15 protein-coding genes and 2 pseudogenes are annotated in these 22,824 nt (G+C 53.5%); 13 read left to right on the top strand and 4 right to left on the bottom strand.

Annotation, left to right across the window (positions count from 1 at the left end):
- Nucleotides 1-3 precede the first annotated feature (3 nt).
- The 10 genes and pseudogenes from pglX (at nucleotide 4) to DVU_RS09500 (ending at nucleotide 15,583) form a co-directional block, all read left to right on the top strand.
- Entirely contained in the window at nucleotides 4-3,480 is a 3,477-nt protein-coding gene (gene pglX, locus DVU_RS09550; RefSeq protein WP_010939304.1) for a BREX-1 system adenine-specific DNA-methyltransferase PglX, read from the top strand.
- Nucleotides 3,480-3,947, top strand: coding sequence for a GxxExxY protein (locus DVU_RS09545; RefSeq protein WP_010939303.1), 468 nt, complete (start codon nucleotides 3,480-3,482; stop codon nucleotides 3,945-3,947). The genes pglX and DVU_RS09545 overlap by 1 nt, the downstream gene beginning before the upstream one ends.
- Nucleotides 3,944-6,442, top strand: coding sequence for a BREX-1 system phosphatase PglZ type A (pglZ, locus tag DVU_RS09540; protein WP_010939302.1), 2,499 nt, complete (start codon nucleotides 3,944-3,946; stop codon nucleotides 6,440-6,442). Before DVU_RS09545 ends, pglZ begins: the two co-directional genes overlap by 4 nt.
- Nucleotides 6,443-6,456: 14 nt before the next feature.
- Nucleotides 6,457-8,526 (top strand): BREX system Lon protease-like protein BrxL, encoded by a 2,070-nt coding sequence (gene brxL / locus DVU_RS09535; protein ID WP_010939301.1) that lies wholly within the window; start codon nucleotides 6,457-6,459, stop codon nucleotides 8,524-8,526.
- A complete protein-coding gene (locus DVU_RS09530) occupies nucleotides 8,516-8,731 on the top strand; it encodes an AAA family ATPase (protein ID WP_014524354.1) in 216 nt (71 codons plus the stop codon). Before brxL ends, DVU_RS09530 begins: the two co-directional genes overlap by 11 nt.
- Before the next feature lie 40 nt (nucleotides 8,732-8,771).
- Nucleotides 8,772-10,013, top strand: coding sequence for an ISL3-like element ISDvu5 family transposase (locus DVU_RS09525; protein WP_010939300.1), 1,242 nt, complete (start codon nucleotides 8,772-8,774; stop codon nucleotides 10,011-10,013).
- Nucleotides 10,014-10,056: 43 nt separating this feature from the next.
- Nucleotides 10,057-11,126 (top strand): annotated as a pseudogene (locus DVU_RS16950) (GGDEF domain-containing protein).
- Nucleotides 11,123-12,298, top strand: coding sequence for an FprA family A-type flavoprotein (locus DVU_RS09510; protein ID WP_010939297.1), 1,176 nt, complete (start codon nucleotides 11,123-11,125; stop codon nucleotides 12,296-12,298). The pseudogene DVU_RS16950 and the gene DVU_RS09510 overlap by 4 nt, the downstream one beginning before the upstream one ends.
- A gap of 74 nt (nucleotides 12,299-12,372) precedes the next feature.
- On the top strand, nucleotides 12,373-14,034 hold the full coding sequence (gene hcp, locus DVU_RS09505; RefSeq protein WP_010939296.1) for a hydroxylamine reductase: 1,662 nt from the start codon (nucleotides 12,373-12,375) through the stop codon (nucleotides 14,032-14,034).
- A gap of 437 nt (nucleotides 14,035-14,471) precedes the next feature.
- Nucleotides 14,472-15,583 (top strand): IS3-like element ISD1 family transposase gene (locus tag DVU_RS09500; protein WP_150103618.1). Its coding sequence is split into 2 segments (ribosomal slippage): nucleotides 14,472-14,724 and nucleotides 14,724-15,583, totalling 1,113 coding nucleotides; the frame shifts between segments, so codons are not numbered across the junction.
- On the opposite strand, the gene DVU_RS09495 is transcribed toward DVU_RS09500, so the two are convergent.
- Nucleotides 15,564-15,839, bottom strand: a complete 276-nt coding sequence (locus tag DVU_RS09495; RefSeq protein WP_456264873.1) for a YagK/YfjJ domain-containing protein — start codon at nucleotides 15,837-15,839, stop codon at nucleotides 15,564-15,566. The genes DVU_RS09500 and DVU_RS09495 overlap by 20 nt on opposite strands.
- A gap of 468 nt (nucleotides 15,840-16,307) precedes the next feature.
- On the opposite strand from DVU_RS09495, the gene DVU_RS09490 reads away from it, so the two are divergent.
- Both DVU_RS09490 and DVU_RS09485 read left to right on the top strand, forming a co-directional pair.
- On the top strand, nucleotides 16,308-16,724 hold the full coding sequence (locus tag DVU_RS09490) for a thermonuclease family protein (protein WP_010939291.1): 417 nt from the start codon (nucleotides 16,308-16,310) through the stop codon (nucleotides 16,722-16,724).
- 110 nt (nucleotides 16,725-16,834) lie between these two features.
- Complete coding sequence (locus tag DVU_RS09485) at nucleotides 16,835-16,990, top strand: (2Fe-2S)-binding protein (protein WP_010939290.1); 156 nt, start codon at nucleotides 16,835-16,837, stop codon at nucleotides 16,988-16,990.
- Between the two features lie 305 nt (nucleotides 16,991-17,295).
- On the opposite strand, the gene DVU_RS09480 is transcribed toward DVU_RS09485, so the two are convergent.
- Nucleotides 17,296-18,345 (bottom strand): IS481-like element ISDvu4 family transposase, encoded by a 1,050-nt coding sequence (locus DVU_RS09480; protein WP_010937781.1) that lies wholly within the window; start codon nucleotides 18,343-18,345, stop codon nucleotides 17,296-17,298.
- 117 nt (nucleotides 18,346-18,462) lie between these two features.
- On the opposite strand from DVU_RS09480, the pseudogene DVU_RS09475 reads away from it, so the two are divergent.
- A pseudogene (locus tag DVU_RS09475) lies at nucleotides 18,463-19,725 on the top strand (transposase); the annotation flags it as partial.
- Nucleotides 19,726-20,662: 937 nt separating this feature from the next.
- Here the strand turns inward: DVU_RS09475 and DVU_RS09470 are convergent.
- Both DVU_RS09470 and DVU_RS09465 read right to left on the bottom strand, forming a co-directional pair.
- Nucleotides 20,663-21,367, bottom strand: a complete 705-nt coding sequence (locus DVU_RS09470; protein ID WP_164928133.1) for a tyrosine-type recombinase/integrase — start codon at nucleotides 21,365-21,367, stop codon at nucleotides 20,663-20,665.
- 23 nt (nucleotides 21,368-21,390) lie between these two features.
- Nucleotides 21,391-21,849 (bottom strand): hypothetical protein, encoded by a 459-nt coding sequence (locus tag DVU_RS09465; RefSeq protein ID WP_164928132.1) that lies wholly within the window; start codon nucleotides 21,847-21,849, stop codon nucleotides 21,391-21,393.
- Nucleotides 21,850-22,824: the final 975 nt, after the last annotated feature.

Below are 22,824 nucleotides of genomic sequence, written 5' to 3'. Positions count from 1 at the left end.
TAGATGGAAACCGCAAAACTAAAAAAATTCGCCCAGTTCGCCCGCCGCAGCCTGCTGGAACAGGTCTCCGCCAAGCTAAAACTGGTGCTGGCTGAAAACAGCGCGGCTCGGCGTGAATGTGCCGATGCCGTTAAGAAGCTTGAGGAGGCGATCAAGGGGCGCGGCAAGGAACAGGTTATTGACCGGGTAGCTTACATTTGGTTCAACCGCTTTTGCGCCCTGCGTTTCATGGATGTGAACCGCTACACCCGCATCGGCGTGGTGTCGCCCGCCGAGGGACAGTTCCAGCCCGAGATTTTGGCCGAGGCCAAGATGGGCCACATCGACGAAGAAATGGTGTCAGGCAAGGTCCGGCAGCAGATATTTGCCCTGCTCGATGGCAAAGCCCCCAGCCGCGACCCGCAGGGCGAGGCCTACCGGCTGCTGGTCGTGGCCGCCTGCAACTTCTGGAACAAGGCCATGCCGTTCCTGTTCCAGCGCATCGATGACTACACCGAACTGCTGATGCCCGACGACCTACTCTCGGGCAACTCCATACTCGCCTACACCCGCGAGGCGATGACGCCGGATGCCTGCGAGGATGTCGAGGTGATCGGCTGGCTCTACCAGTTCTACATCTCCGAGAAGAAGGACGAGGTGTTCGACGGCCTGAAGAAGAACAAGAAGATCACGCCCGAGAACATCCCGGCCGCCACCCAGCTCTTCACCCCACACTGGATCGTCCGCTACCTGGTGGAAAACTCCCTCGGCCGTCTGTGGCTGCTCAATCGTCCCGGCTCGAAGCTGGTTGAGCAGATGGACTACTACATCAAGCCCGAACAGGCGGAAACCGACTTCCTGCGCATCGCCAAGCCGGAGGAGATCAAGATCTGCGACCCGGCCTGCGGCTCCGGCCACATGCTCACCTATGCCTTCGACCTCCTCTACGCCATCTACGAGGAGGAAGGCTACGAGCCCGCCGAGATTCCGGAGAAGATCCTCACGAATAACCTCTACGGCATCGAGATCGACGAACGCGCCGGGGAACTGGCTGCCTTTGCCCTGACCATGAAGGCCCGCTCAAAGCAGCGCCGATTCTTCAACAAGGGTGTCAAGCCGAACATCTGCGTGCTGGAGAACGTCCACTTCGACGGCAATGAGTTGAAGGACTACATGGATTTTGTCGGTCGCGACCTGTTCACCGCGCCGCTCCAGACCACCCTGCGCCAGTTCGAAGAGGCCGACAACTTCGGCTCCCTGATCCGCCCGGATGTCACCGACGTGGACGGCATGCTCAGAATTCTGGAGTCAAAGAACGTCTCCGGGCAGCTGTTTATCAGCATGACCCATCAGAAGGTGCTGCAAGCCCTGCGACAGGCCGATTACCTGAGCCCGAAATACCATGTGGTGATTGCCAATCCGCCGTATATGGGCAAGCGCAGCATGAATGGTCGTTTGCAGGTATTAGCAAAAGACAGCTACCAAAGAAGCAAGACTGACCTGTTTGCAATGTTTATCGAACGCAATGTGGACTTAGCTAAAGATTCCGCATACGTCGCTATGATCACAATGCAGTCGTGGATGTTTCTTTCTACATTCGAGAATTTAAGGTCGAATATTTTATCCAACAGCTCCATAGTGAGCATGGCGCATCTTGGCGCTCGTGCCTTTGATTCAATCGGTGGCGAAGTGGTTTCTACAACGGCTTTCATCTGTAAGAATATTGCTGATAGAGAATATAAAGGAACATATCTTCGGCTCGTTGATGGAGAGGATGAGCAAGAAAAGTCAAATCAGCTAAAAGAATTAAAGGGCCGACCTTACTTAGCTTCGTCGGACGATTTTGACACAATACCTGGCCGCCCAATTGCATATTGGATCAGTGAAAAAGTTAGGAACGCTTTTGCGCAAGGAACTCCATTTGGCGACGTTGGTTTTCCAAAAGTCGGTATGCAAACGTCAAACAACGACAAGTATTTGCGACTCTGGCCCGAGGTCTCATTTCATGAATTCAAAGATGAAGAGATGCCTCCAAAATGGATCAAATATCTTAAAGGGGGAGCCTTTAGGAGGTGGTATGGCAATCTTGACTACCTCTTGAGGTATAACAAGAACCCTCAGTTTATAAAGCAGCAGCCAAACGCTACAGTTCTGCCAGAGACAAAGCTTAAAGAGGCAAAATGCACATGGACGGATCTTACGTCTGGACCATTTAACGCCAGATATGCGCCTGACGACACATTTCACGATATTTCTGGTCACTGTTTCTATCCACCGAGAAACAAGCAAATGGTATTGCTTGCCTACAGCAATACACGGCTTTTTGACTATCTTCTATCGCTTATCAATGCATCATTCCATTTTCAGGTGGGCGATGTTGCGAAGATTCCTGTTCTCGAAGTAGACCCAAGCGCTTCAAATAACGCATCAACGTTAGTTTCGTTATCAAAAAATGACTGGGATTCCTATGAAACTTCTTGGGACTTCACCAGCCTTCCAGTGCTAAATCCCGACTACCGCCAGCCAACTCTAAAGACTACCTACCAAAAGCTCCGCGCCCACTGGCGAGAGATGACACTTGAGATGCAGCGGTTGGAGGAAGAGAACAACCGCACCTTCATCGACGCCTACGGCCTGCAGGATGAACTAAAGCCCGAAGTACCGCTCAACGAGATAACCCTGACCTGCAACCCGCACTACCGCTACGGCAATGACAAGAGCGAGGATGAACTGGAGGCTCTGTTGCTGGCCGACACCATGCGGGAGCTGGTTTCCTATGCCGTGGGCTGCATGTTTGGACGTTATGCGCTGGATAAGCCGGGTCTGATCCTGGCCAACCAGGGCGAGACCATCGAGGACTACCTAAAGCGGGTTCCGGAGCCCAGCTTCCCAGCCGATGACGACAACGTCATCCCCATGCTGGACGGCGACTGGTTCACCGACGACATCGCCGAGCGCTTCCGCAAGTTCCTGCGTGTGGCCTTTGGCGAGGAGCACTACGAGGCCAACCTCCGGTTCGTCGAGCAGGCACTGAACATCAAGGGCAAGCGCAATTACAGCATCCGCGACTACTTCCTTGGCGAGTTTTACACCGATCATGTGAAACGCTACAAAAAGCGCCCCATCTACTGGCTGTTCTCCAGCCCCAAGGGCAGCTTCAACGCGCTGATCTACATGCACCGCTACCGCCCGGATACAGCCAGCGTGGTGCTCAACGACTACCTGCGCGAGTTCCGCACCAAGCTCACCTCGCACAAGAACCATCTGGAGGCGGTCAGCATCAGTGCCAGCAGCAGCCAGGGCGAGAAGACCAAGGCCCTGAAGGAGATCGAGAAGATCACCAAGATGATCGCCGAGATGGAGGAGTACGAGCGCGAGGTGCTTTACCCGCTGGCCACCGAGCAGGTGGAGATCGACCTCGACGACGGCGTGAAGGTCAACTACCCCAAACTCGGATCTGCATTAAAGAAAATACCCGGACTCGATGCCAAGGAAGACTGATGAACCACGAAGATTTAACCGCAAAAAGCGCGAAAGGCGCTAAAGAAGAACTTCTCTTCAAAGATGAATGCTATGCCATTCAGGGAGCGATCTTTGAGGTATATCGAGAAATGGGCTGCGGGTTCCTTGAAGCTGTCTATCAGGAGTGTCTGGAAAAGGAGTTCAGATCACGGGAGTTGCCGTTTGAGGCCCAGAAGGAGCTTCTTCTGTCATACAAAAGCCAGCCCCTATCTCAAACCTACAAGCCCGACTTTATCTGCTACGGCAATATTATTGTTGAGTTGAAATCGGTTAAAGAGATTGCTTCAGAGCATAAAGCCCAGCTTTTGAACTACCTCAAGGCGACGGGTCTTGAACTCGGCCTGCTGGTCAACTTCGGCGCATATCCAAAAGTTGAAATCGTTCGCATTGCTAACTCTAATTTTCGCGATTTTAGCGCCTTTCGCGGTTCAAGGAATCTTTCATGAACGACCGCATTGCCCAGGCCCTGACCAAACTCTTCGACCGGCACCGGATCGTCTTCTGGTACGACGCCAAGCTGGAGTTGCGCGACGATTTCGAGGCACTTCATCTACCCGGTGTCGAAAAGCTGGAACTGACCAACAACGAGTACGGCATCAAGTACAAGCTGCTGCGCGAGCAACCGGAACAGAAATTCCTGCTCTACCGAGAAGGCCCTCAGCCCGCCGATCTGGATAACTGGCTGCTGGATGTGCAACTGGCCCACGGCGAGTTCCGCACCGATCAGGTGGCCATCTGGCTGTCCGAACTGGAGCTCGGCCTGGAGTTCACGGATGTGGTGCAGGCCCATGCGGAGTTCTTTCAAGCGATCAAACGCAAGGACGCCCTCAAGAAGCTGCTGAAAGCCGACGACACCGCCGGGCAGATTCGCCTGAAGATGCTGGCGGTATGCACCGGCAGCGAGCCGCGCATGGATGCGGTGGTGGAAAACCTGCTGCAGGAGCTGGCCGACGGTCGCGACGAGAAGATCAAGCTGGTTGGCCGGTGCAGCCTGGACGGTTTCCTCTGGGAACAGATGACCCGCTGCTATGGCTACAAGTCTGAGGAACCGGGCATCCGCGACTTCGCCATCGAGCTGTTCAAGTCCTGCTACGCCATGGGCACCGACGGCCAGGTGAAACTGACCGGCGACGCCCTGGTGTTTCTCAAGCGCTGGAAGGATAGCCGTCAGTTCGAGGGCGGCTTCGAGACCCTCTCGGGGGAATGCGCCGAGGTCCTTGGCATTGAGCAGGATCTGACCAAGCGGGATTTCCGCGAGTTGATCGAGCTGGATTACTTCCGCCTGATCGACCAGAAGATCATCAGCGACCTGGTGCGGGCGGTGGCAGCCCGCACGGCCTCCAGCGGTGACGTGGCGATCTGGGTTCGCCAGCGGCGGCAAGGGCACTGGTATCGCGAATACCGGCATCTGTACGAGGCGGTCGATTACGCCGCCCAGTTTACCAATGCCCTGGGCGAGGCCAAGCTCGCCATGGACAGCCTGGCCGAGGGCGTGCAGCGCTACAGCCGCTTCTGGTATCAGCTGGATCAGCTCTACCGCAAGTTCACTTACCACGTGCGCATGTCGGGGCAGGCGTCGCTGATGGGCAGCCTGACCGACCAGGTCGAAAACCTCTACTCCAACAACTACCTGCTGAAGCTGGGCGACCGTTTCCAGACCTTCGTGGACGCGGCAACGAAGTGGGAAGCCTTCCCGGTGCGCAAGCAGAAGGAGTTTTTCGAGCACTGGGTCCGGCCGTTCCTGCGCAAGGATAACAAGGTCTGCGTGATCATCTCCGATGCCATGCGCTACGAGATCGGTGATGAGCTGCTGAGCCTGATCCGTCAGGAGGATCGTTACAGCGCAGAACTGGAACCGGCCCTTTCAATGCTGCCCAGCTACACCCAGCTCGGTATGGCGGCGCTGTTGCCCAACAAGGCGTTGGCGATTGCCGACAATGAAACCGGTACCGTGCTGGTGGATGGGCAAAGTTCGCAGGGTACGGCCAATCGCATCAAGATCCTTGGCCAGGCGATCAGTCATCGAGCTACGGCCTGCAAGGCCGATGAACTGATGGCCATGAAGGGTGACGACTGCCGGGCGCTGGTGCGCGATCACGACGTGATCTACGTCTACCACAACCGCATCGATGCCACCGGCGACAAGCGTGAATCCGAGGAGCGGGTTTTCGAGGCGGTGGAAGAAACCCTGCAGGAGCTGATTCGCCTGATCAAGAAGCTGACCGGGGCCAACGCCAACAACTTGCTGGTGACCTCGGACCATGGCTTCATCTACCAGAACCGCGCCATCGACGAGAGCGACTTTTCCGGGGTCGATGCCGAGGGTGAACAGATTCTGTTCCGGGACCGCCGCTTCGTGCTCGGCAAGGGGCTTGCCGAGGCATCCAGCCTGCACAAGTTCACCCCCGAGCCGCTTGGCCTTGCAGGTGAGGTGGAGGTGCAGATTCCCAAGTCGATCAACCGCCTGCGTCTGAAGGGCTCCGGCAGCCGCTTTGTGCATGGCGGCGCATCGTTGCAGGAGGTGGTGATCCCGGTGCTCAAGATCAACAAGAAGCGCCAGAGCGATGTCACCGCCGTCGAGGTGGACATCCTGCGCGGAGCCAGCTCGGTGATCACCTCCGGGCAATTGGTGGTGACCATGTACCAGGCCGGACCGGTGACGGACAAGATCCAGCCGCGTGTGCTGCGGGCTGGCATCTACACCGAGGCAGGCGACCTGATCTCCGACAGCCACGACCTGACCTTTGATCTGAGCTCGGACAATCCCCGGGAGCGGGAGCTGCAGGTGCGCTTCGTGCTCACCCGCAAGGCCGACGAGGCCAACGGCCAGGAAGTCATTCTACGGCTGGAGGAAAAGCACGCCGGGACTTCACATTACAAGGAATACAAGTCGATCCGGTACTTGGTACGGCGCTCATTTACTAGTGACTTCGACTTTTAAAGGACGGGTGACCGATGAACGAACTTGACCAGAAAATCAACACACACTTCCCGGGACTCGTTGTCCGCAAGGATCTCGTCAAGACGGTCAAGGGCAACGCCATCGTTCCCTCCTACGTGCTGGAATACCTGCTAGGACAGTATTGCGCCACCAGCGATGAGCCGACCATCCAGACCGGCATCGAGACGGTCAAGGAGATCCTTGCCAAGCATTATGTTCACCGGAACGAAGCCGGATTGGTCCGCTCGAACATCAAGGAAAAGGGGCGCTACAAGGTCATCGACAAGATCAGTGTAGATCTGAACGACAAGAAGGATGTTTATCAGGCGCAGTTCTCCAACTTAGGGCTAAAAGAGGTTCTTGTTGATTCCGGAACGGTAAAAAAGCACCCCAAGCTTCTGGTCGGCGGCGTGTGGTGCATCGCTGATCTGGAATATGAGTTTACCGAAGACAAAAGCGCCAGCCCCTGGATATTGTCGACCCTCAAGCCGATCCAGCTCTCCCATTTCGATTTCGACGGCTATGTTGAGGCCCGCAAACAATTCACCACCGACGAGTGGATCGACCTGCTGGTGCAAAGCATCGGCTTCAACCCGGAGATGTTCGGCAAGCGCAGCAAGCTGACCCAACTGGTCCGTCTGATCCCGTTTTGCGAGCGCAACTACAACCTGATCGAGCTTGGCCCCAAGGGGACCGGCAAATCGCACATCTACTCGGAGTTCTCGCCTCACGGCATCCTGATCTCCGGCGGCGAGGTTACGGTTCCCAAGCTGTTCGTAAACAACTCTTCCGGAAAGATCGGCCTGGTCGGCTACTGGGATTGCGTTGCCTTCGACGAGTTTGCCGGAAAGCAAAAGCGCGTGGACAAGGCCCTCGTCGACATCATGAAGAACTACATGGCCAACAAGTCCTTCTCGCGGGGCGTCGAGACGCTGGGCGCGGAGGCGTCCATGGTTTTCGTGGGCAACACCCAGCACACCGTGCCCTACATGCTCAAGCACTCTGACCTGTTCTGCGAGTTGCCCGACAAATTCTACGACTCCGCGTTTTTGGACCGCATCCATTTCTACATCCCCGGCTGGGAGGTGGACATCATCCGGGGCGAGATGTTCTCCAACGGTTATGGTTTCGTGGTGGACTACCTGGCCGAGATCCTTCGCTCACTGCGCAATCACGATTACTCGGACCGCTACAAGGACCACTTCTCCCTCTCCTCCGATATTTCGACGCGGGACCGCGATGGCATCAACAAGACGTTCTCCGGTCTGATGAAGATCCTCTTTCCGCATGGTGGAGCAACAAAGGAAGAGGTCGAGGAACTGCTAAGGTTCGCGATTGAAGGCCGCAAGCGCGTCAAAGACCAATTGATGCGCATCGACTCCACCTACGGCAACGTCCGCTTTACCTATCAAGACACTGATGGTCGGGCCAAGCCTGTCACCACGCTCGAAGAAGAGGAATACCCCGGCTACTACCACAAGACCATCGCCGAGGGCGAAGACGGGGAAATCTTGGAAGCTGCGCAACCGGACTCGCCCCAAGGTCCATCCGAACCCCTAGCTCCGGCCGAGCCCGTCCTCAAGGAAAAGCACCTCACATTCCAGGAGAACCAGAAGGGCCTCTCCTTCGATACGCTGCTCGGCCCTTATCTCAAGGGCGCGACCACGATCACCGTCACCGATCCATACATCCGCCTGTTCTACCAGGTGCGCAACTTCATGGAATTTTTGGAGACCGTGGTCAAACACAAGGCCCCGGATGAGGAAGTGTCCGTGCATCTGGTGACCACGGAAGACGAGTTCAAAGGCGAACAGCAGAAGGACAACTTCGAGAAGATGAAGGAAGCCGCCTGCAGCGTAGGAGTGAACTTCACCTGGGAGTTCGACGGCACCGGGACGATCCATGCCCGCCATATCGTCACCGACCACGGCTGGAAAATCTCCCTGGATCGTGGCCTAGACATCTTTCAGCACTATGAGATGAACGATGCCTTTACCTTCGCCAATCGCTTGCAGCAATGCCGACCATGCAAGGCGTTCGAGGTGACGTTCATCAAAACCGGAGAATCTGACAATGACCATTGAACGGATAAGCAAAATCAAAAGCCATCGGATCTTCCGTGGGTTCGTCTGGCCCCTGGACCTGCTGGATTTCAAGGAGAAGAATCTGTTCTATGGCTGGAATGGCACCGGCAAATCAACGCTTTCCAACCTGTTCCGTTCAATTGAAAAGAAAACTGGTTCCTCGCCGCGAGACGTGGAAATCAGCTTTCTTGACTCTCCTTCCTGACGCATCGTAGCCTTTCCTTTTGCCCAGGAGGGAAGGAGCCGTGGAAGCTAACGATTTACTGACGTTGGGCCTTGGCCTCACAGCTCCCTGGCGAGTCGTGGACCAGTCTCTGGACCTTTCAAAGCAGCCAAGCGAACTTCGCCTTGAGGTCGAGGCCGCGAGAGGTGAGCGCTACCCTTGCCCGGCGTGCGGTGCGTTGTGTAAGGCCCATGATTTCGCTGAGTTCAGCTGGCGGCATCTCAACTTCTTCCAGCATCACTGCCTGATCAAGGCCCGTGTCCCCCGAGTGAGATGCCCGGAACATGGCCTCAAGCGCGTCAATGTCCCATGGGCACGGCCTGGCAGCGGGTTCACCCTGCTTTTCGAGCAAGCGGTCATGCTTCTTGCCCGAGAGATGCCGGTCAACGCCGTGGCGCGTTACGTCGGCGTCACCGACAAGCGGATATGGCGGGTCGTGACGCACTACGTCTTGAAGGGCATGGGCAAGCTTGATCTCAGCCGACTGTGCGGAATCGGCCTTGACGAAACGGCAACCAAGCGTGGCCATCATTACGTCACCATCTTCGTGGACATGGACCGGGAAAGCCGCCCGGTGGTCTTCGCGACTCCAGGCAAAGGCAAGGAATGCCTCAAGACCTTTGCCGCGTACCTCAAAGGGCGTCAGGGCAATCCGGAGAACGTGGTCGAGGTGGTCTGCGACATGTCACCAGCTTTTCTGTCGGCGGCCGAGGCGACCTTCAGAAATGCCGCTGTAACCGTGGACTGGTTCCATGTGGTTCAGATTTTCACCAAAGCCCTCGACGAGGTCAGGCGTCTGGAAGCCAGAGAGGTCATACTTCCCAAGGCTGCCCGGTGGGCGGTTCTCAAGGGCCTGGAAACTTGGCGTATCGAGGAGCAGGTCGCGGCGCTCAAGGAGTTGGAGGAACGTGGATTGGCGACAGCCACCGCGTTTCGGGTGAAGGAACTGCTGCGGTGGGTGCGCAAAGCTGACACCAGGCAGGGTGCGCGATGGCGAGCAACGCGGTTTTTCGAATTCGCTCGGGAACTTGCCGGGGATTCGGTTCTGCTCGCACCGGTACGCAAGGCGCTGAACACGTTCGAGGATCATTTGCCTCGAATATTGAGAAGATGGGACTCCTTGCTTTCCAATGCTCGCTTGGAAGGGCTCAATGGCCTCTTTCAGGCTGCTCGCTCGCGGGCCAGAGGGTATCGGAACGTAACAACCTTCATCACCATGATCTACCTGATCGGAGCGCCCATCACCCAACTCTTGGAGGCGTGAATTCCACAGCTAACGTCGAAGACCCTAAAAACGTGAGGGATTGATGAAAAAACTTTTCGCATCAAAGCTGATATCTTTTTTTTCGTTAATTCTTTTTATTATTAATATTTTTATTGTGTGGAGTATATATTCGATTCATTCTTCGTTGGAGCGCGATGCCAAGCTTATTAGCAACATAGGTTTTATTCGTGGGTCGACACAAAGAATTCTGAAATTTGAATTGCTTAAAAATATTGATAGTGCTGATTTCTCTATTAGCGAGGTGGATAAAATATTTGCTATTTACGTTGCTGATGGCAAGGCGGCTGAATTTAGGTTTGACCCAGAGATATATCAGCCTTTTAAGAGTCTTTATGGTGAATGGAATGCATTTAAGGATGTTTTGTATAAAAACAGGGCTGGACAGCAGCAATTTTTACAAGAACTGTCATTAATGAGTGAATCTATTTGGAGTGGTTCTAATTCTCTCATGTTGAGGAAAGTTATTGGATCAGATCGTAAAACTTCAAATATCAAAAAACTATACTATTATGTTTTCTTCCTTTTTGGCTCGTCATTCATTTTCTATTTGATATCGAAGATTTTTGTACAAAAAGTCGAGCATAGCTCCTGCCATGACAGTTTGACGTCTGTTTATAACAGGAGTCAATTTGACCTGGATATCAAAGAAGAAATAGACAGATATGAGAGAAACAAGAGGGAGTTTTCATTGCTCATAATGGACATAGATCATTTTAAAAAAGTTAACGATTCTTTAGGGCATACAGAAGGAGACAGGGTTCTTAAAAAAATGGCAGGGACGGTCAGGCAATGTATCAGAAAGACAGACTTTTTCTACCGGATCGGGGGGAAGAATTTGCTGTTTTGTCACCCGAGACAGATCACGAAAGCGCGTTACTTTTGGCTGAAAAAATTCGGAGTGTAGTGGAAAAAGAATTTTCCAAAGACAAGTCCAAGATAACGATTAGCATAGGCGCTTCTGTGTATACAGATGGAATGAGTCATTCTGATTGTTATAATCAAGCTGACAAAGCTTTGTATGAAGCTAAAAGAACTGGAAGAAACAAGTCTGTAATTTTTGATACTAAAATTCAGTATGGGAGAAAAAAATGAGAAAAATTGTAGAATCAGTGTATTGGGTTGGTGCAGTGGATTGGGACAGGCGTCTGTTCGACTCCTTGGTTCCGCTCCCCGATGGGACAACCTACAACGCCTATCTCGTGGAAGGCAGCGAGAAGACCGCTCTCATCGACGCCGTGGACCCGGATATGGTCGATACGTTACTTGGGCATCTGGATGGGGTGGAAAAGCTTGATTACGTAATATCCCAGCATGCGGAGCAGGATCATTCCGGGACCATTGCCCTGGTGCTGGACCTGTACCCTGAGGCCAAGGTCGTCACCAACGCCAAGGCCAAGTCTATGCTCATGGATCTTTTGCTCATCCCCGACGACAAATTCATCGTTGTCGGGGATGGCGAAACCCTTTCCCTTGGCGACAAGACGCTCACATTCATTCTCACGCCTTGGGTGCACTGGCCGGAAACCATGTCCACCTACTTGGCCGAAGACAAGATTCTGTTCAGTTGCGACTTTTTTGGCTCGCACATCGCAACGAGCGATCTCTTTGTGCGCGATCAAGGCCGGGTACATGAAGCGGCAAAACGCTATTTCGGCGAGATCATGATGCCGTTTAGGACCATAATCGCCAAGAACCTGGAAAAACTCGGCCCCTATGACATACGCATGATCGCCCCCAGCCACGGCCAGATTTACGACAGCCCCGGCTGGATCATTGACGCCTACAGGGACTGGGTTTCAGGCGTGGCGCACAACCTGGTGGCCTTTCCCTTCGTGTCCATGCACGGCAGCACTAGGCTCATGGTCGACCACTTGGCGGCAGCTTTGTCCGAACGCGATGTGAGGGTGGAACTCTTTAACCTTGCCGTGACCGACATCGGCAAGCTGGCTATGTCCCTCGTGGATGCGGGCACCATCGTGCTCGGCACCCCCACAGTGCTTGCCGGTCCGCATCCCATGGCCGCCTACGCGGCATTTTTGGCCAACGCCCTGCGGCCCAAGGCCAAATATCTGTCCATAGTCGGTTCATACGGCTGGGGCGGCAAGACAGTGGAAACTCTGGCCGGCATGATTCCCAATCTGAAGGTCGAGGTGCTGGATCCTGTGCTGTGTAAGGGGTTGCCCACAGACGACACGTACGGTGCCCTGGATCGTCTGGCGGATGCCATTGCCGCCAAGCACAAGGAAAGCGGCTTTCAGAGGTAGTTTTTTTTCTAGTATCGATTTGAGGTGCGTGCATTGTCACGCGATCGGCAACAGTAATTATAAAGGAGGTCACTATGTTTTGCTTCCAGTGTCAGGAAACAGCGAAGAATACGGGATGCACGGTCAAAGGTATGTGCGGCAAGCCGGAAGAAACCGCCAATTTGCAGGATCTGCTCATTTTTGTGCTGCGTGGCATCGCCATTTATGGCGAAAAATTAAAGGAGTTGGGACAGCCGGACCGCTCTAATGACGACTTCGTGCTCCAGGGATTATTTGCGACCATCACCAATGCTAACTGGGATGATGCCCGATTTGAGGCTATGATATCGGAAGGCTTGGCTCGGCGTGACAAGTTGAGAAATGCTTTTCTGGCTGTTTACAAGGCAAAAAATGGCAAAGATTTCAGCGAGCCGTTGCCCGAAGCCGCGACTTGGACTGGGGACTCTACCGCTTTTGCTGAAAAGGCCAAGAGCGTAGGCATTCTGGCAACTGAGAACGAAGATGTGCGTTCTTTGCGCGAACTGCTCATAATCGGTCTGAAAGGTGTCGCGGCCTATGCCGAGCACGCTGCTGTACTGGGCTTTCGCAAGACCGAAATCGACGAATTCATGCTTGAGGCCCTGGCTTCAACGACCAAGGATTTGTCCGTGGATGAAATGGTCGCGCTGGTCATGAAGGCCGGCGGCATGGCCGTAACCACCATGGCCCTGCTGGACGAGGCCAACACCACTACCTACGGCAACCCGGAAATCACCCAGGTCAACATCGGCGTGGGCAAGAACCCCGGCATCCTCATCAGCGGCCATGACCTGAAGGATATGGCCGAGTTGCTGAAGCAGACCGAGGGCACAGGCGTGGACGTTTACACCCACGGCGAAATGCTTCCCGCCAACTATTATCCGGCGTTCAAGAAGTACCCGCATTTCGTGGGGAACTACGGCGGTTCCTGGTGGCAGCAGAATCCCGAATTCGAGTCCTTCAACGGCCCCATCCTGCTGACCACAAACTGTCTGGTGCCGCTCAAAAAAGAGAACACCTATCTGGACCGTCTCTACACCACTGGCGTGGTTGGGTATGAAGGGGCCAAGCACATCGCTGACCGGCCTGCGGGAGGAGCCAAGGATTTCTCGGCGCTGATCGCACAGGCCAAGAAATGTCCTCCGCCCGTTGAGATCGAGACTGGTAGCATCGTCGGCGGTTTCGCCCATCATCAGGTACTAGCCTTGGCCGACAAGGTGGTTGAGGCTGTCAAGTCCGGCGCGATCAAGCGCTTTGTGGTCATGGCCGGGTGTGACGGTCGGCAGAAGTCTCGTTCCTATTACACTGAAGTGGCCGAAAATTTGCCCAAGGACACCGTGATCTTGACGGCCGGTTGCGCCAAGTACCGCTATAACAAACTGAATCTCGGTGACATCGGTGGCATTCCACGTGTGCTGGACGCAGGGCAGTGCAACGATTCCTATTCCCTGGCCGTCATTGCTCTGAAACTCAAAGAAGTCTTCGGCCTGGATGACATCAACGATCTGCCCGTATCTTACGATATCGCCTGGTACGAGCAGAAGGCCGTGGCCGTGCTTCTGGCCCTCCTATTCTTAGGTGTGAAGGGAATCCGCCTCGGACCCACGCTTCCGGCATTCCTGTCCCCGAACGTGGCCAAGGTACTGGTTGAAAATTTCAACATCAAACCAATCGGAACAGTGCAGGATGACATCGCGGCCATGATGGCGGGTAAATAGATGAAGGGGGGGCTTCGGCTCCCCTTTTTTTCATCAATAGCTGATCTCTGCTTTAAAGATTCGTTGAGGCTTCCAATCAGATTTTGTGTTGGATTCAATGGAGGGCAGAAATGATAAGTCCAAAGGTAAAGGCTGTTTTCTTTTTTTGTCTCGCGTTGACATTTGGAGTCCTGATTTTTGGCGGTTACGCCATCAACAAGGAAAAACCACCCATTCCCGCCAAGGTTCTGGGGTTCCTCGCCGCGAGACGTGGAAATCAGCTTTCTTGACTCTCCTTCCTGACGCATCGTAGCCTTTCCTTTTGCCCAGGAGGGAAGGAGCCGTGGAAGCTAACGATTTACTGACGTTGGGCCTTGGCCTCACAGTGTAGCCCTCCCCTAGAATAGGTCCATTGAAAAATAGAGATTTCTGATCAAGATTGCCTCATGGAGTGCAAAATGAAGAAATCTCGATTTTCTGAAAGCCAAATCATCAGGATTTTGAAAGAAGCCGATGGCGGTCGCAAGGTCGTTGATATCTGCCGTGAAAACGGCGTGAGCCAAGCCACCTACTACCAGTGGAAGGCCAAGTTCGGCGGCATGGAAGCTTCGGATATCCGCAGGCTCAAGGAACTTGAAGAAGAGAACAGCAAGCTCAAGCGCATGTTCGCCAATCTCAGCCTCGAGAACGAGGCCTTGAAGGACGTCATTGCAAAAAAGCTTTGAGGCCAGCCGAGAAGCGCGATTTGGCGGATTTCATACACAGCGAGCATGGCCTCAGTGAGCGGCGGTCATGCGCTGCGCTGGGGCTTAGCCGGACAGTGTACCGGTATGAGCTCAAACCGAGAGATGATTCGCCGATCATTGAAGCGCTCCTGGGGCTGGCCGACAGGTATCCTCGTTACGGTTTCGGCAAGCTGTTCGCGGTATTGCGCCGACACGGTTTTCGCTGGAACCATAAACGCGTCTACCGGGTATATTGTCTTTTAAAGATGAACCTTCGGCGCAAAGGCAAGAAGCGCCTGCCCTCGCGAAACCCGCAACCACTGGCGGTTCCGCCATGCGCAAATGTCTGCTGGTCCATTGACTTCATGCATGACGCATTGGCTAGTGGTCAAAGGTTCAGGACGTTCAATGTGTTGGACGACTTCAGCCGTGAGTGTTTGGCTATCGAAGTTGATACGAATTTGCCAGCGGCACGAGTCTTGCGAGTTTTGGACCGAATAGTGGCTTGGCGCGGGCTGCCTGCCAAATTGAGAATGGATAACGGGCCGGAGCTGATTTCGGTGCTGCTGGCCGACTGGGCCGAGAAAAACGGCGTGGCATTGGAGTTCATCCAGCCAGGCAAGCCCACACAGAATTCGTACATTGAGCGGTTCAACAAGACCTATCGGGAAGAGGTTCTGGACTTCTATCTGTTCAAATCCCTTACAGAAGTGAAGGAAATTACGGAGAACTGGCTGCGGCAGTACAACGAGGAACGACCCCATGAGTCTCTTGGCGATTTGACCCCGGCAGAGTTCCTCCTGAAAAATTCACCCAAGGAAGTCTCTACTTTTGGATGGCACTAACTTGGGGAGGTTTACAGTTCCAGCTATGGCAAGTGACGTTGCCATTTAGGAGGAGTATCACGTGATAATGCTGATGTTTCTCTCTGGATTGTTCCCGTACCCAGACGTATTGAAAGGCGATGCCTTCACGTGACAAGTAGCGTGTAAAGCTATTAAGAAATTTGCTCAGATGGCTATTGTCATGAGGAGCTATGAAATCAATAGGGTAGTGCAGATCGAATCGTATAAAGAGGACTCTGCTAAACCGTGAAGTCATATATTCAATGCGATTCACAATCGCATCAATGATGTCTGTACGAATTGGTTTGTCTTCGTATGCCTGTACTGTATAGTTCCTGTATATATTTCGATCAGTGATAAGCATTTTTGTTGTCCTTGTTTATTAAATTGAAATGTCGTGTGGCAGTTTACATCAAGACAGACTTTCTCGAAGATATTAGTCTTGTCTGTTCTTGTGTTAAGCTTGTATTGCATGTAGTGTTGTATTGTATATTGTATTAATTTAGATTATGTATTATATTTAGATTGTATTTATGTTAGATATACCTATTTTAGCATGATGTTAAGTTGATTGAAGTTGTGATGTTAGTGGATTGCTTTGTCCATTCTGTGTGGTGTTTGTAATTTCTATTTTTGTCAGACTTATTTTATAATATAGTAAGCTTGTAGTGTTGATGATGTTTCTGCTTGCAATGCATGAGAATGCTGATGCTGGAGTGCCTTGATGAAAAGATTATTCGTGTTCATGTTTTTTGTATGCTTGAGCTCTTTTTTGTTGTTGATATCGCAAGATGCATCAGCATGGGAGGGGAAGGTTGTTGGTGTCGCAGATGGTGATACCGTTACTGTGTTGTCGAAAAATAATGATCAGATCCGTATCAGGCTCTACGGAATTGACGCGCCAGAAAGCGCTCAGGCATTTGGTGCGAAAGCAAAACAGTCTCTTGCCAATATGGTGTTTGGTAAGGTCGTTCGGGTCGAAGAGAAGGACCGCGATCGATATGGGCGTGTCGTGGCAAGGCTCTACGTGGGATCATTAGACGTCAATGCTGAGCAGATTCGGCAGGGGATGGCGTGGGTGTACCGCCATTACTGCCGGGATGGTTTCTGCTCAGGCTGGATAGGCCTAGCAGCGTGTTGAAAAATTCCTTCCGACGTCAGAGCCAAAAATTGACATCGCCGTCATCCTGGCCGTAATCCATTCAGAGAAAATCATGCATTCATCGGAAAATTTCTTTAAGGAGTTTGATTATGTCAGAACTCGTATGCTATTGTTTTGGCTATACATCCAACGATATTGAGCAGGATGTTATTCAAAACGGAAAATCTACAATTTTTGAACGTATCATGAACGAAAAAAAGGCTGGTGGGTGCCAGTGTGCTGAAAAGAATCCGAAAGGTCGCTGATGTCTTTCAGACGTTCGTCAGTTGGCGGACCAAATTTTAAACAAGACAAGCATTTTACAAAATTTTAACAAATGATTTTTTTATATACGAAGCTATTTATATATTGAAAAAATCTCAAAAATATAGAAGGTTGCCATGAACAAGGAGCTGTTATGGGACTTGGCAACCAGAGTGATGACCAGAGTCAGGTGTTTGTCATGTGTGCGGATTTACCGCGCTCACCTGGACACGTTTTTTATGACCGCTTGCAGTCTGTACAGAGATAGTATTCACCTGACACTTGCCGTACCCGGCTGGGGCGCTGATCAGGCTGCGTAGTGTCCTTCGTTGTCTTCTTTCGGCTGCCCTTCGGGACGGCTATCAAGGAAGGCTTGATAGGGTGTCCGGCCGCTCATGTTTCTGCCTTGGTGTGCCCGCTCGTGGTTATAGTGGCGCAAGTAGGCGTCAAGGTCTGCCTGCATTTCATCCAGAGACTCATACCAGTTTTTTCGCCCCTGAATCCTGAAATGCTCGTCGAGCAATGTCCTGTGCAGCCGCTCCACAAAGCCGTTGCTTTGCGGACGTCTGACGCGGGTTGTCCGGTGCTCGATATTTTCCAGTTGCAGGAATAGTTCGTAGGGGTGTCTGTCAGGACGCCCGCAGAATTCCCGGCCATTATCCGAAAGCACTGTGACGACCGGCGTGTCGTGCTCCTCGAAAAAGGGCAGCACGGACTCGTTGAGCATGTGTACCGCCGTAACCGGCAGCTTGCTGGTGTACAGTCTGCCGAAGGCGTAGCGGCTGTGGCAGTCGATGGCCGATTGCAGATAGATTTTCCCCACGCCCTTCAGCGTGCCTACGAAAAACGTATCCACGGCCACCAGATCGCCGCTGCACCGGGTTTCGATATGGCGCTCCCGGAATTCCGGGCTGAATCGCTCCAAGGTGCGAACCTGGTCGTCATTCAGGGCGATTCCGGTATCACGCACATGCCGCTCCAGGCGCAGCAGCCGTTCATGTCGGGTCAGCATCCCGTTGCGGCTCCAGACACCCCGCACGCCCCCGGAACTGACCTGAACACCTTGCAAAACCAACTGTTGGGCCACGCGGACGGGGCCATGCGTCGGAAATTCAAGGCTGTACGCCAAAATCCTATCCTCTGTCGCCTCGTCCACCCGGTTCGGGTGTGGTTCTCGTGGCCCCGGCAGGCGGTCCACAAGCCCTTCTGCGCCAAACGTCTGGTAATTACGGCGGATTTCATAGAACTGCTGCCGCGAATACCCCATGATGCGGCACGCCTTGCTCACGTTGTCGAGTTCGCTTGCAAGCTCTAGCAGGCTCAACTTCCTTCGTGCTACCTTCTTGCCTGTGGTCATGTCGGATTCCTTGCTGGTGGTTGATGAAGCTTCGCAACCTCATCGCTACCCCAGTCGGGAACGGCATGACCACTTCCTTTTGAAGGGCCTACTGTCAGGTAATAACTAGCTCAGCACATGCAGTCGGTCTTGATCAAGGGCGGCTTTGACCGTTTTGTCGAGAAGGTCTGTGAGCCGTATTATGCGTCTGGTCCCGGCAGGAAATCCATTCCTCCAGGTCGTTATTTCAGGATGCACTTGGTTGGCTATTTTGAAGGGATCGAGAGCGAGCGCGGGCTTGAGTGGCGGTGTTCCGACTCCTTGTCGCTGCGAAAGTTCCTGCGGCTCTCCCTGACCCAGAGGGTACCTGATCACTCCAGCCTGAGCAGAATCCGACAGAGGTTGCCTCTGGAAGTTCATCAGGAAGTGTTCGGATGGGTGTTGCAGGCACTGACCAAGTCCGGCCTGGTAGTTGGGGAACGTCTTGGCATCGACGCCTCGACCATGGAAGCCAACGCGGCCATGCGCTCGATCGTACGCCGAGACACGGGCGAAACGTATCAGCAGATGCTTGAGCGCATCGCCAAGGACAGTGGGATCAAAACGCCGACCCGTGAAGAACTGGCTCGCATGGATCGCAAGCGCAAGGGAAAGAAGCTTTCGAACAAGGACTGGAAGTCGGAGATTGACGAGGATGCGCGGATCACCAAGATGAAGGACAGCCGCACTCACCTCGCCTACAAGCCCGAGCACGCCGTAGATCTGGACACCGGAGCGATTGTTTCCGCCGACATCCACAAGGCCGACCAAGGGGATACGACGACGATCGGCAAGACGCTGGAATCCGCCAGGAAGAATCTTTCCGACATCGGTTGTACGCCGATTACCACGGCTCCAACGGAAGTCATCGCGGACAAGGGCTACCATTCCCGGGAAGTAGTGAAAGAACTGGATGGCGGAGTTTGGAGGACGAGGATCGCCGTGCCGAAAGCGAACGGTCTGCTCAACTGGAAAGGTGACCACGAGGCGCGGCGGGCCGTTTACAACAACCGCGCCCGGTTGAAGTCAGCCAAAGGGCGCGAACTGGCAAAGCGACGAACGGAATTGGTCGAACGAAGTTTCCAGCATGTGCTCGATCGTGGAGGTATGCGGAGAACGCACCTTCGAGGGCAGGAAAACGTCCACAAACGATACCTCCTGTGTGTGGCCGGGTTCAATCTCGGCCTGCTAATGCGTCAGTTGATAGGTTTCGGGACCCCGAAGGGGTATTTTTACCTCAATTCAGCGCAAATTTTTATTATTGTTTGGGGACGGATGGTCGTTTCGATAATTTTGGTTGAGATGAAGAGCGAGACTGGCCAAGAATTCGTCGGAACTCAGATTGCCGTCGAGCGGTGTTGATCATGAATAAATCAACGGGCTGCTAGAGGCTGCCGCTAAGAACGGGGGTGTAGGTCTTTGGAATGACAAAGAGCCTGTTCCGCCTTGGGATTGGCGTAGGGACAAGCGGAGTCCGTCCACAGTGTCTGCTACTGGAGGAAGTCCGGCAGTGGCTGTCTCGTCAGGGAAACTCGTTTACCATGGTAACCAGAGAAGTAAGGTTTTTCATCATCCTCGCTGTAAAGACTACCAGTGCCCTAATTGCATTATAGAGTTGCCGTCGAGAGAAGAGGCTGTGCGACAGGGCTTCAGGCCTTGTGGTGTATGTCGGCCATAGCAGCTTGGGTGGGGGGCATGTGTTTGAATTATCGGGCGATTTCACAGCATGCCTTCGTATGGACGTTTCCGCTGTAGTCTTCGATTCCTCGGGCATGTCCGAGGACGGTTTGTGCGTTATAGGAGAGTTTGCGCCAAAGTAATCACTCTTGATTGTCTTCGCTAATGCACGGCCGACCTTTGCTTCTCTGGCTTCGTAGCGACGTGAAGCAACTCCTAGAGTTTTGTGTTTGAAAAAAACGCTGGTTAGAGCGAGGTCGCGACACAAGGGGCTCCTCTCCTGACTCTTGCAGTCGAAGGGCCAGGATATATCACAGCATACATTGCACCAGCCGACATGCTGCGAGTACGCGTCGGGGCAAAGGCGTATGGGCAATTTGCGGAAGGCGTTTCAGTTCCTCTGACAGTTTTCAGTGTCGCAGGCATAACGCAACGTATACCAGTGGCTTTGCATTCTTCATTTTCTGCACCGATGCTTGTAGTGCCAGTATTGCTCAAGCCAGACATGGAGCTGCCAAAATCTGTGTTGCGTCAAGGGATGCCTTGCACTGTTTACTTTGGTGTTCGTACTCCATTATGGTGATGTTGTACTGTAAAGAAGAGAGTGGATATTGTCAGTAGGCTATCTGTTGAGTCTGCCTTGAAGTGTTAATGCTGCAGCCCTGACCGTGTCGGGGCTAAGATGTGAATAACGCTTAGTCATCTCGAGCGTTGTATGCCCCATGAGTTCGGCGACGGTATACAGCGGTGTCCCGTCTTGAACGAGCCAGCTGGCAAAAGTGTGGCGAAGAGTGTGAAACACCACACGTTGTCTGGAGTCGGTGATCCCGTCGTTGAGGCCAAGTTGGTCGACGACGCGCTCGAAGGTGTCAGAAACCCAGTTGCGCTTTGCTCCGTTTTGAGCCGGAAAAACGTATTCGGTAGCGTTTAACTGTTTGGATCTCTCTATGAGCATCGATCTGACTTCATCAGTCATGTAGGCATGGCGGCTATGCTTGTTTTTAGGGTCACGGATGTAGATAGTTCCCGAGGTGAAGTTGAGGTCCGTCCAGGTGAGCGAGTGGATTTCCCCTGCTCTGAGGCCGCAGAAGAGCGATAGTAGGGCGCTGTCGTGAGTGTCCTTTGATCTTTTTTCTAGCTCAACGAGTAGGGTGCTCGCTTCGGCTTCAGTCAAGAAACGCATCCGTCTGTTGTCTTTGCGAGGTTTTTTGATGCGGGTGCAGGGGCACTCTCCGTTGACGATTTCATGGTTGCGGGCCATGCCCCAGATCTGGGAGATAATGGCCAGCAAGTGGCGGATGGTAGCTGCACTGCGCCCTGCTGTCATGGCATTGCTGGCCACCTGCTCAATTAGGGTGGGGTAAGGTCGCTGAGGGCGGAATCTCCAAGGACTGGCCTGATCCATTTTGCGTAGTAGCCAGATTCCGTTTTCATCGTCTGCGGTGTCTTGTGCAGGGTTGATGAAGGCAGATAGTGCTTTTCCCAGAATTCGTTCATGGTCGTAGCTGCATTGGCAGCACGTCGTTCTTCGATCGCTGCCTGTTCGCGGGCCTCTCGCATCATCTCGCGCATTTCGGCAAGAGACTGGGGGCGTCGTCCAAGCCTGATGTTTTCAGTGATTCTGGCCCGCAGCTGAGAGGCCTTCTGGCTTGTCATGCCCTCGGATGCCCATCCGGCACCTTCTTCTTTTGATTTGCCATCGGTTTTGTACCGTATGAAGAAGTAGCGGTCTGGTTTTGACCCATGTTTGCGGGTTTGGCTTTCCCGGTAGCGAACGCCACGGTAGCTGGTGGAAGTCATCGTAGTCATGGGGGCCTCTGTGTGGCATGTTTCAGTGAGAGAATTTGCAGCCCCACTATAGCCCCACCTTTTACGGGGTGACAATGCGAAAGTTCGGGAAGGTTTGGGGAGGTTTAATTTGAGGATTTATTATTTAAAATTGCAATCTTACTGTATAAAAGTGGAGATCTGTGATGGGTCGGGAAAGTTAGGGAAAAGTATGGACTAATAAACTCATAACCCGAAGGTCGTAGGTTCAAATCCTGCCCCCGCAACCAGTAAACGCAAGCGCGCATGGAATATTCCATGCGCGCTTTTTGTTGTGTATGTAGCCCCCCCGCTATGCGGGGGGCTAGTAATCTTTCAGCGGTGGTGATTATAGGTGTGGGGTGTCACCCCAGTTGAGAAAATGCGTCACGCAAGCCTGGACGTGCGCGAACGCTTTGACATTGTGTGGCGGGCGAATTGGCACAAGGAACATACGGCAAGAAGCTCCCGGTAGGATGGTCTGCCGGGGGCTTCGTTTTGGGCCTGTCTCCGGCCATGATTTGGGCGGCTTCGGCGAGGGGGGCGATGCCCTTGCATGGTACCCGGCGGAAAGCTCGATTCCGACAACGCATCTGCCAGTTGTGGGGGGCACAAAGTTGAGAAAGCTGTTTTCTCGACTTGCGTGACAGGCATAAGCGTTGCGAGCGCGTGCGCGAAGTCGGCTATCGTAGAAGCCCCCGAGGGTGTTGCCTTCAGGGAATTCTTTTGTGCCCTCGCTTCCGATCGTCTGCCGGTAGGCAGCGAGCCATTCGTAGGGTCTCTGGTTATAATCCTTGGACAGTTCGATGCCGAGGTTGCGCCGTCCGGATAGGGGCGGGCAATGCCGACGTTTTCACTGCCAGCGTATGGGGCCAACTCAAGGGTGTCTGGTCCCGGCGCCGATTCGGCCAGCAGGTCACTGGACGAGGGTGCCCTCCACAGTTGGTCCGCACCTGAAAACCCTGTCGAGGGTGCTAT

The organism is Nitratidesulfovibrio vulgaris str. Hildenborough (assembly GCF_000195755.1).
Lineage (GTDB): Bacteria > Desulfobacterota > Desulfovibrionia > Desulfovibrionales > Desulfovibrionaceae > Nitratidesulfovibrio > Nitratidesulfovibrio vulgaris.
The sequence above is the reverse complement of the archived record's forward strand: the minus strand, read 5'-3'. Positions and strand labels throughout refer to the sequence as shown.